General features: G+C 72.0%; 8 protein-coding genes and 1 pseudogene. 5 read left to right on the forward strand and 4 right to left on the reverse strand.

Features of this window, described 5'->3' with window-relative positions:
- Positions 1-13: 13 nt before the first annotated feature.
- The 3 genes from ACGFNN_RS19955 to ACGFNN_RS19965 all read left to right on the forward strand — a co-directional run bounded on the left by ACGFNN_RS19955 (position 14) and on the right by ACGFNN_RS19965 (position 3,260).
- Positions 14-1,306, forward strand: coding sequence for a sensor histidine kinase (locus ACGFNN_RS19955; RefSeq protein WP_393557491.1), 1,293 nt, complete (start codon positions 14-16; stop codon positions 1,304-1,306).
- On the forward strand, positions 1,303-1,971 hold the full coding sequence (locus tag ACGFNN_RS19960) for a response regulator transcription factor (protein ID WP_362667617.1): 669 nt from the start codon (positions 1,303-1,305) through the stop codon (positions 1,969-1,971). Before ACGFNN_RS19955 ends, ACGFNN_RS19960 begins: the two co-directional genes overlap by 4 nt.
- Positions 1,972-2,054: 83 nt before the next feature.
- Positions 2,055-3,260 (forward strand): cytochrome P450, encoded by a 1,206-nt coding sequence (locus ACGFNN_RS19965; RefSeq protein ID WP_393557493.1) that lies wholly within the window; start codon positions 2,055-2,057, stop codon positions 3,258-3,260.
- Between the two features lie 48 nt (positions 3,261-3,308).
- Here the strand turns inward: ACGFNN_RS19965 and ACGFNN_RS19970 are convergent, their stop codons facing one another.
- The 3 genes and pseudogenes from ACGFNN_RS19970 to ACGFNN_RS19980 all read right to left on the reverse strand — a co-directional run bounded on the left by ACGFNN_RS19970 (position 3,309) and on the right by ACGFNN_RS19980 (position 6,334).
- Positions 3,309-3,704: a hypothetical protein gene (locus tag ACGFNN_RS19970; RefSeq protein WP_393557495.1), complete on the reverse strand. Its 396-nt coding sequence runs from the start codon at positions 3,702-3,704 to the stop codon at positions 3,309-3,311.
- Between the two features lie 43 nt (positions 3,705-3,747).
- A pseudogene (locus tag ACGFNN_RS19975) lies at positions 3,748-5,405 on the reverse strand (ABC transporter permease).
- Entirely contained in the window at positions 5,402-6,334 is a 933-nt protein-coding gene (locus ACGFNN_RS19980) for an ABC transporter ATP-binding protein (RefSeq protein WP_393557497.1), read from the reverse strand. Before ACGFNN_RS19980 ends, ACGFNN_RS19975 begins: the two are co-directional and overlap by 4 nt.
- A 197-nt stretch (positions 6,335-6,531) precedes the next feature.
- On the opposite strand from ACGFNN_RS19980, the gene ACGFNN_RS19985 reads away from it, so the two are divergent.
- Positions 6,532-7,056: a GbsR/MarR family transcriptional regulator gene (locus ACGFNN_RS19985; protein WP_393557752.1), complete on the forward strand. Its 525-nt coding sequence runs from the start codon at positions 6,532-6,534 to the stop codon at positions 7,054-7,056.
- A gap of 37 nt (positions 7,057-7,093) precedes the next feature.
- On the opposite strand, the gene ACGFNN_RS19990 is transcribed toward ACGFNN_RS19985, so the two are convergent.
- Positions 7,094-7,930, reverse strand: a complete 837-nt coding sequence (locus tag ACGFNN_RS19990; RefSeq protein ID WP_393557499.1) for a diacylglycerol kinase — start codon at positions 7,928-7,930, stop codon at positions 7,094-7,096.
- A gap of 186 nt (positions 7,931-8,116) precedes the next feature.
- Between ACGFNN_RS19990 and ACGFNN_RS19995 the strand changes: the two genes are divergently transcribed.
- Entirely contained in the window at positions 8,117-9,400 is a 1,284-nt protein-coding gene (locus ACGFNN_RS19995; protein WP_362546132.1) for an adenylosuccinate synthase, read from the forward strand.
- Positions 9,401-9,564: the final 164 nt, after the last annotated feature.

A 9,564-nucleotide genomic window follows, 5' to 3' on the forward strand; every position in this document is an offset into this window, starting at 1 on the left:
CTACCGTGTGGGTGTGACCGACACCAGGACCAGAAGCCCGGAGATCCGGCTGGCCGCCGACGCGATAGGCGGCCTGAGGCAGGACCTCTTCCACGATGTGTTCGCCTACCGGCCGCTCGGCCCGCTCTCCACCGACGGGCCGGTGATCCGCCGTCTGCCGGCGGGGATCCGCCGACGGGCCGTCTGGTTCCCGCACGCGGTGGTGGCCGGGGTCGCGGGGATCGCGCTGATCGAGGGTCTCGCCCAGGGGAACGGCCAGTTCTTCGCCTTCGTCGTCGCCCTTCTGCCGGTGGCCGCGCTCCTGATGACGCTGGTCCGCCCCGTCCTCGCGTTCTGGATCTCGATCGCGAGCACCCCGGTCGTGGCGGTGCTGGGCCAGGGGGACTGGCCGTGGGGGCCGAGTGCCTTCGTCTGCCACCTGGGTGTGCTGGTCGTCGCCGCGGCGAGGACCAGGCCCCGCGCCGCGGCCTGGATGTGGCTGATCACCCTGGTCGCGGGCAGCTTCCTCAGCGAGATCGGCCCCGGCTACTCGGACATCTCGGTCATGGCCGTCACCTCCGCGTTCGCCCTGCTCCTCGTCGCCACGGTGCGGGTGCGGCGCGACGCCGAGCGTGAGGTGACCGTGCAGCGCACCGTCACCGCCGTCGAACGCGACCGACGCACACTCCTGGAGGAGCGCACCACCATCGCCCGCGAACTGCACGACGTCGTCGCCCACCACATGTCCGTCGTCGCCATCCAGGCCGAGGCCGCCCCGTACCGTGTGGAGAATCCGCCGCCCGAGCTGGAGCAGGCCTTCGCGACCATCCGGGAGAACGCGGTGGCCGCCCTCACCGAGCTGCGCCGCGTCCTCGGGGTCGTACGCGCCGACGACCACGAGGCGCCGGACGCGCCGCAGCCCACCCTCGCCGAACTCGACCGGCTGCTGGCCAACGTCCGCGAGACCGGTCTGGAGACGGAGAAGGCCGTCACCGGTGCCGTACGGGAGCTGCCGCAGGGCGTCGAGCTGTCGGCGTACCGGATCGTGCAGGAGGCGCTCAGCAACACGCTCCGGCACGCGCCGGGCGCCCGCGCCCAGGTCGAGATCGGCTACGTGCTGGGCGGGCTGGGGCTCCGGGTGGTCAACGGACCCGCGCAGGGCCTGGTCAAACCGTCGCCGGGAGCCGGACACGGGATCACCGGCATGCGGGAGCGGGTCGCGATGCTGAACGGGGAGATGACCGCGGGGGAGACGGAGGACGGCGGCTACGAGGTCGCCGTGTTCCTCCCCGTACCCGGGCAGCGCGACGGAGGTGGGGAGGCGTGAGCACACCGCCTGTCCGCGTGCTGATCGTCGACGACCAGATCATGGTCCGCGAGGGCTTCACCGTGCTGCTCAACGCGATGCCCGGGATCGAGGTCGTCGGCGAGGCGGTCGACGGGCGCCAGGCCGTCTCGCAGGCCGCGGCACTCCGGCCCGACGTGGTGCTGATGGACATCCGGATGCCGGAACTCAACGGCATCGAGGCGACCCGGGAGATCGTCGCCGCCGACGCGGACGCCAAGGTACTCGTCCTGACCACCTTCGACCTCGACGAGTACGTCTACCAGGCCCTGCGCGCCGGAGCCTCGGGCTTCCTGCTGAAGGACGCCTCGGCACGGCAGCTCGCCGAGGGCGTACGCGTCGTCGCGTCCGGCGAGGCGCTGCTCGCACCGACGGTCACCCGGCGGCTGATCACCGAGTTCTCCAAGCTCGCCGGGACACCGAGGCCGCCCGCCATGGCACGGATCGGTGACCTCACCGAAAGGGAGACCGAGGTGCTCGTGCTGATCGCCCAGGGGCTGTCGAACCTGGAGATCGCATCGCACCTGGTGGTCGCCGAGTCGACGATCAAGACCCACGTCAGCCGGATCCTGGTGAAACTGGGGCTCCGGGACCGCACCCAGGCCGCGGTGTTCGCCTACGAGGCGCGGCTGGTGACGCCCGGCTGAGGACTGCTCCGCGTGACCCCGGCGGGCGCCGCGTATCCGGTTCGATCCGCCCGGTGCCGGGGGAGAGCCCGTAACGTCGGCCCATGCATGTGTCCTTCGACCCCTGGTCCCCGGCGTTCGTCGCCGATCCGTACCCCGCGTACGCCGCGCTGCGCGCCACCGGCAGGGCGCACTACTTCGAGCCGACACGGCAGTGGCTCGTCCCGCACCACGCCGACGTGTCCGCGCTGCTGCGCGACCGCCGGCTGGGGCGGACCTATCTGCACCGCTTCGGCCACGAGGAGTTCGGTGTGACCGCTCCGCCCGCCGAGCACGAGCCGTTCCACACCCTCAACGGGCACGGGATCCTCGACCTGGAGGCACCCGACCACACACGGATCCGGCGGCTGGTCGCCAAGGCGTTCACGCCCCGCCGGGTCGAGGAGCTCGCGCCGACCGTGGAACGGCTGGCCGCGGGCCTCGTCGACGACCTCGTCGCGGCGGGCGGCGGCGACCTCCTCGGCGCCGTGGCCGAACCGCTGCCGGTGGCCGTCATCGCGGAGATGCTCGGGGTCCCGGAGGCCGACCGGGGGCTGCTGCGGCCGTGGTCGGCCGCCATCTGCGCGATGTTCGAGCTGAACCCTCCCGAGGAGACGGCACGGGCGGCGGTGCGGGCCTCGGTCGAGTTCTCCGCGTATCTGCGGGAGCTCATCGCCGCCCGGCGATCCGACCCGGGGGCGGACCTGATCTCCGGTCTCATCGCCGCCCACGACGACGAGGACCGGCTCAGCGAGCAGGAGATCGTCTCCACCTGCGTGCTGCTCCTCAACGCTGGTCACGAGGCGACCGTCAACGCCACCGTCAACAGCTGGCGGGTGCTCTTCGAGCACCCCGCACAACTGGAGGCGCTCCGGGCCGACCACGCCCTGCTGCCGACGGCCGTCGAGGAACTGCTGCGCTACGACACCCCGGCACCCATGTTCACCCGGTGGGTCCTGGACGACGTCGAGATCGGCGGCACCCTCATCCCGCGCGGTGCGCAGGTCGCCCTCCTCCTCGCGTCGGCCAACCGTGATCCGGAGCGCTTCACCGACCCGGACAGGCTGGACCTCTCCCGGCAGGACAACCCGCACATCTCGTTCGGTGCCGGTATCCACTACTGCCTGGGCGCCCCGCTCGCCCGGGTCGAACTCGCCGCCTCCTTCCGCGAACTGCTGCGCAAGGCACCCCGGATGCGGCTGGTGGCCGAACCGGAGTGGAAGCCGGGCTATGTGATGCGGGGGCTCGGCGGGCTGGAGGTGGAGATCTGAGAAGCTGTTGTCTTACTCCGGTTGGATCAGGCTGAGGCACCTGCCGCCTCAGCCCCGACCGGGGTAGGACAACAGCTTCTGAGGCGCCGAGGCCGGTATGTGGTCAGGGTTGGGCGGGTTCGCCCAGCTGTGCAGGGTCCACGCGGACAGGACGAGCACGGCCGCCGTGCAGACGGCGGCGAGGACGACCCGGACCGGTGGCGCCCCGAGCCTGGGCAGCAGACGCAGGGTCAGCAGCCAGACGAACGGGGGGATCAGGAGGCCGGCGAGCAGGACGAAGGGCAGGTCCGTGAAGAGTGCGGACAGGTCCCTGCCCTGCCCCTCGAAGCCGGCGCCCGCATGGACCCGGGTCCTCCTGGACGACCCCCAGACGTACAGGGCGGCGACCACCCCGGACAGTGCCGCCGCGCATCCGCCGTAACCCGCCACATCCCGTTGCTCCATGTGTGATCACGACGCGTGGCGCCGGGTCGCCGGTTCCGCCCGCCTACTTGGTCAGCAGGTCGCGCCGGCCCAGACCCTTCAGGCCGAACAGGACCAGTGCGGCGGCGACCAGGGTGAGGACGGCCATGGGCGTCCAGTCCATGGAGTCCGCCGGAAGCCTGGGTACGTGCCCGAAGGGGGAGAGGTCGTTCGTCCAGTCCGGGAAGCGGAGGAGCTGCCCCAGGTAACCGGTGACGAAGCGTACACCGGGACCACCCACGCGGCCTGAGCGGCCGTGGGCAGCCAGCCGAAGAGGACCGCGGCCACTCCGGCCGTGGCCCACAGCGCCGGGGCGTAGGCCAGTGCCGCGCCCGTCAGCGAGAGGACCAGCCCTCCGTCGCCGGACGACAACGCGCCCAGGACGCCGAAGCCGAGCCCTCCGACGAGCAGCAGCGCGGTGCTGCCCGCGAGCGCGACCACCAGGTGCCCGCCGGCCCACCGGGCGCGGGTCAGCCCGGTCGCCAGGAGTGCCTCGGCGCGGCCGGCGTTCTCCTCGGCGCGCGGCCGCAGGGCGGCCATGACGACGTACACGGAGGCCACCACGACGAGGACCACCATGACCATCGAGGCGAAGGACTCGGCCACGTCGGAGCCGCCGGTCCTGGGGAGCGCCTCCTGGATCTGGTCGATGTCGCCCAGCATCTCCTCCGCCTGGCCGAGGATCGACCCGTACATGGCTCCCATGACGAGCAGTCCGGCGGCGAATCCCGCGAACACCGAGCGGTGCAGCCGGAGTTCGAAGCCCAGTGGTCCCAGCAGGGCGCGTGACGCCTCCGCGCGACCCGGCCGGGACGCGCGGAGGCCGGCGCCCACGTCCCGCCGGGTGGACAGTACGAACCCGGCACCGGCGCAGAAGGCGGCGAACGCGCCGCAGAGCAGCAGCGGCCACCAGCGGTCGTCCACATAGGGGTAGGTGCGCTGGACCCAGCCGATCGGCGACAGCCAGGAGACGGTGTCGGAGCCGCCCGCGTCCCCGGCGGCCCGCAGGAGGTAGGCGAGCCCGACGACCGCCAGTGCCGTGCCGGTGGCACCACGGGTGTGCGCGGTGACCTGGGCGGTGACCGCCGCGACACCGGCGAAGGCGAGACCGACGGCCGCGTGCGCGAGACCGTACAGCAGGGGGCCCTCCACACCGCCCGGAGCCAGGTCCATGGCTCCGAGTCCCGCGGCCAGCAGGACGGCGAGAGCCAGGTCGGCGATCAGCGCCAGCCAGAGCGCCGCGGCGAGCTGCGCGTGACGTCCGACGGCGGTGGAACGGAGCAGCTCGGCGCGGCCGGTCTCCTCCTCGTCACGGGTGTGACGCGTGATGACCAGGACGTTCATGAGGCCGACCAGGACGGCCAGGAAGCCGAGCATCTGGTGGCCCAGCATGGCGCCGAAGGTGTAGTCGTCGAGGTAGTGCCCGGGGCCGGTCATCGCGAGCCCGGCGGTGCTGCCCATCGTGCCGACGAGGGAGGCGCGGGCCTCCGGACCGGCGTACAGCGTCGTGTACTTGTCCGCCGTGGCGAGGGTCCCGGCCCCCAGGGCGAGGATCCACACGGGCAGCCGGACGCGGTCCCGGCGCAGGGCGAACGCGACGAGGATCCGGGTTCCGGTGAAGGCGCCCGACCCGGCGGGCGACCGGGTGGCCACCGGGGCTCCGGTGGTGGCGGCGGCGCTCATCGCGCGCCCCCTGCCCGACCGTGGCCGTTGGCGGCGAGCTCGTCGCCGTAGTGGCGGAGCATGAGCTCCTCCAGGGTCGGCGGGTGGCTGATCAGGCTGCGCACGCCGCATTCGGCGAGTTTGCCGACGGCCGCGTCGAGACGGCCGCCGTCCACGGCGAACCGCACCCGGCCGCTGCCGTCCCCGAAGACCTCCAGCGAGTGCACCCCGGGAAGCGAGTCCAGCCCGACGGGCGGCCTGGCCGTCTCGGCCTCGATCGTCGTACGCGTCAGATGCCGCATCTCGCTCAGCGACCCGGACTGCACCGTCCGGCCCTGCCGGACGATGCTCACCCGGTCCGCCAGCTTCTCGACCTGCGCCAGGATGTGGCTGGACAGCAGCACCGTCCGGCCGGCGGCCTTCGCCTCCTGGACGACGTCCTGGAAGACCACCTCCATGAGGGGGTCGAGTCCGGCGGTCGGCTCGTCCAGCAGCAGGAGCTCCGCGTCGGAGGCCAGGGCGGCGACGATGGCCACCTTCTGGCGGTTGCCCTTCGAGTAGGCGCGGCCCTTCTTCGTCGGGTCCAGGTCGAAGCGCTCGGTCAGCTCGTCGCGGCGCCGCCGGTCGGTTCCTCCGCGCAGACGGGCCAGCAGATCGATCGCCTCGCCTCCGGTGAGCCCCGGCCACAGCTCGACGTCGCCCGGGACGTACGCCAGGCGCCGGTGCAGTTCCACGGCGTCTCGCCAGGGGGCCTTCCCCAGCAGCTGGGCGGTTCCCGAGTCGGGGCGCAGCAGGCCCAGCAGGATCCGCACCGTGGTGGACTTCCCGGCTCCGTTGGGCCCGAGGAAGCCGTGGACCTCGCCCGTCTCGACGCCGAGGTCGAGACCGTCCAGCGCGTGTGTCCGCCCGAAGGACTTGTGCAGCCCGGAGACGGTGATTGCCTTCGTCATGTTTCGGAACGTACGCTTGTTTCACAAAGTTGTGAAGTTAAGGAACCGTATAAAGTCAAGTGATGATCGGAGCGGGGAAGGTGGCGGAGGCTATGGGCGGCGGGACCGAGGGGCGCGGGACGGCGGGGGAGAGCGCTGACGCGGAGCGGAAGCCCGTCGTCCCGGCGGGTGACGCCCCCCTGCCCGATGCGGGAGGGATGCCCCCGCACGGCGGGGAAGGGGCCCTCGACACCGCTGCCGGGAGGGACGAGGACGCGGTGTCGCGCTTCGTCGAACGCTTCGCGGCCGAGATGACCGAGGCCGGGATGCAGCGGATGGCCTCACGCGTCTTCGCCGCGCTCCTCGCCGACGACGACGGCTCCATGACCTCCGCGGAGCTGGGCGAGCAGCTCCGGATCAGCCCGGCCGCGGTCTCCGGCGCGGTCAGCTACCTCACCCAGGTCAGCATGATCGGCCGGGAGCGCGACCCCGGCTCACGCCGCGACCGGTACCGCCTCCACCACGAGCTCTGGTACTCGACGTTCGCCAGCCGCGACCAGGTGCTGACGCGCTGGGAGCGCACCCTGCGGGACGGCGCACGCTCCCTGGGAGAGGACACCCCGGCCGGTACGCGGCTGGCGGAGACGGCGGAGTTCTTCGCCTTCCTCCAGTCGGAACTGGCCGGTGTCCTGGACCGGTGGCGCGAGAGCCGTATGAAGCAGGGGGACGGGCCCGCCCGGTGACGAGACCGGAGGACGGGCCCGTCACCGGGGGCGGACCTCAGGCCGCCGCTGTGGGGAGCACCAGGCCCCAGGCGTCCGCCCGCACCGTCCATGTGCGGGTCCTGACCGGACCCGACACCTGTATGTCGGCCCGGTAGCGGAAGTCCGGCCCGGCCACGGTGACGGCCTTGGCCTCCGCCGCGCGGGTCTCCCCGGACGAGGTGCGGATCACCACGTCGGCCAGGCCGCTGTCGCCCTGGGCGGACACGGAGACGTCCTCCAGGAGCCGGTCCAGATCGTTCAGCAGCACCCCGTCCGCCTCGACCCTCAGCCGATGGGCGTGGGAGGCGGCGGAGGGCGAGGCGGGAGCGGGGCGGACCAGCGAGGCCACGAGGGTCCGGCAGGTGTCCCAGACCGTGTGGGGCTGGCCGTGGGCGGGGACGGCCGCCGGTATGCGGAGCTCGCCGAGGACCACGCCGTCGCTGTCGTCCACGAGCAGGTCCAGCCGGCGCGCGCTCCCGTCGAGCGCCGTGCGCGCCGCCGCGACCGCGCCCCTGGGCACGCCGAGCCCGTGGGCGACTTCCAGGGTGTGTGCCGCTCCGACCGGGATCAGGGCGAGCGTGCTGTCGGAGAGCTCGCGCTCCCGGTGCAGCTGGGACACCGCCCGCAGCAGCGCATGGTCGTCGCCGACGACCACCGGCCTCCTGGAACCCCGCCGGGACAAGGCCCTGGCGAACTCGTCCGGGCTGTCCGGGAGGCAGATCTTGGCGTGCGCGCCCGCGCTCAGGACGTCCTTCGCGATGCGCACGGACTCGCCGTCGTAGCGGCGTGCCAGGGGATCGATCAGCACGAGTAGCTGGTGGTCGCCGTCGCCGGGGGGCTCTGCAGCCGACACCTCGGTCCTTCCTCGGGTAGCATCTTGGTGCAAGAGCCCCTTGCGCTATTGCGCCAGGGGCTTCGTCTATTCCGGGGCACCCGGTTCGACGGCTCAGGCTTTGCCGTACATCGTCGTGCGGCAGGTACGACCTTTACGTACGCCCCCTGACCTTGGACATGCCCCGCCCGGAAGGGGTGTACGCCTGTGCCCGCACTTGTGCTGCTCGGTGCTCAGTGGGGTGACGAGGGCAAGGGGAAGGCCACCGACCTGCTCGGTGGATCCGTTGACTATGTGGTGCGATACCAGGGCGGCAACAACGCCGGTCACACGGTCGTCGTAGGCGACCAGAAGTACGCACTGCATCTCCTCCCCTCCGGAATCCTGTCGCCGGGGTGTACCCCGGTCATCGGTAACGGTGTCGTCGTCGACCCGGCGGTCCTGCTCTCCGAGCTGAGCGGTCTGAACGAGCGGGGCGTCGACACGTCGAAGCTCCTGATCAGCGGCAACGCTCATTTGATCACTCCTTACAACGTCACCGTCGACAAGGTGACGGAACGCTTCCTCGGCAAGCGGAAGATCGGCACCACCGGGCGCGGTATCGGCCCGACCTACGCCGACAAGATCAACCGCGTGGGCATCCGCGTCCAGGACCTCTACGACGAGTCGATCCTGGAGCAGAAGGTCGAGGCGGCGCTGGAGCAGAAGAACCAGCTCCTGGCCAAGGTCTTCAACCGGCGCGCGATCGAGTCCGGGAAGATCGTCGAGGAGATGCTCCAGTACGCGGAGCAGATCAAGCCGTACGTCGCCGACACGACGCTGATCCTGAACGAAGCGATCGACGACGGCAAGGTCGTCCTCTTCGAGGGCGGCCAGGGCACCCTGCTCGACGTCGACCACGGCACGTACCCCTTCGTCACCTCCTCGAACCCGACCGCGGGCGGCGCCTGCACCGGTGCAGGGGTGGGCCCGACGAAGATCAGCCGGGTCATCGGCATCCTCAAGGCGTACACCACCCGTGTCGGCGCCGGCCCGTTCCCGACGGAACTTCTCGACGAGGACGGCGAGGCCCTGCGCCGCATCGGCGGTGAGCGCGGTGTGACCACCGGCCGCGACCGTCGCTGCGGCTGGTTCGACGCCCCGATCGCGCGGTACGCGACCCGGGTCAACGGCCTCACCGACTTCTTCCTGACCAAGCTGGACGTGCTGACCGGCTGGGAGCGGATCCCGGTGTGCGTGGCGTACGAGATCGACGGCAAGCGCGTCGAGGAGCTCCCCTACAGCCAGACCGACTTCCACCACGCGAAGCCGATCTACGAGACGCTGCCGGGCTGGTCCGAGGACATCACCAAGGCGAAGACCTTCTCCGACCTGCCGAAGAACGCGCAGGCGTACGTGAAGGCGCTGGAGGAGATGTCGGGCGCCCCGATCTCCGCCATCGGTGTCGGCCCCGGCCGTACCGAGACCATCGAGATCAACTCCTTCCTGTAGGGGGCACCGGAAGCAGCTCCTTCCTGACCGGAAGCACCTCCTTCCTGTAGGTGGCGACACCCACGGCGGCGGGGGGGGCCCCCCCCCCCCGGGGGGGGCGGCGGCCCGCGGGGGGGGGGGGGGGGGGGGGCGGGGGGCCGCGGGGGGGGGGGGGGGGGCGGGGT

Source organism: Streptomyces sp. NPDC048590 (assembly GCF_043199535.1).
Taxonomy (GTDB): domain Bacteria; phylum Actinomycetota; class Actinomycetes; order Streptomycetales; family Streptomycetaceae; genus Streptomyces.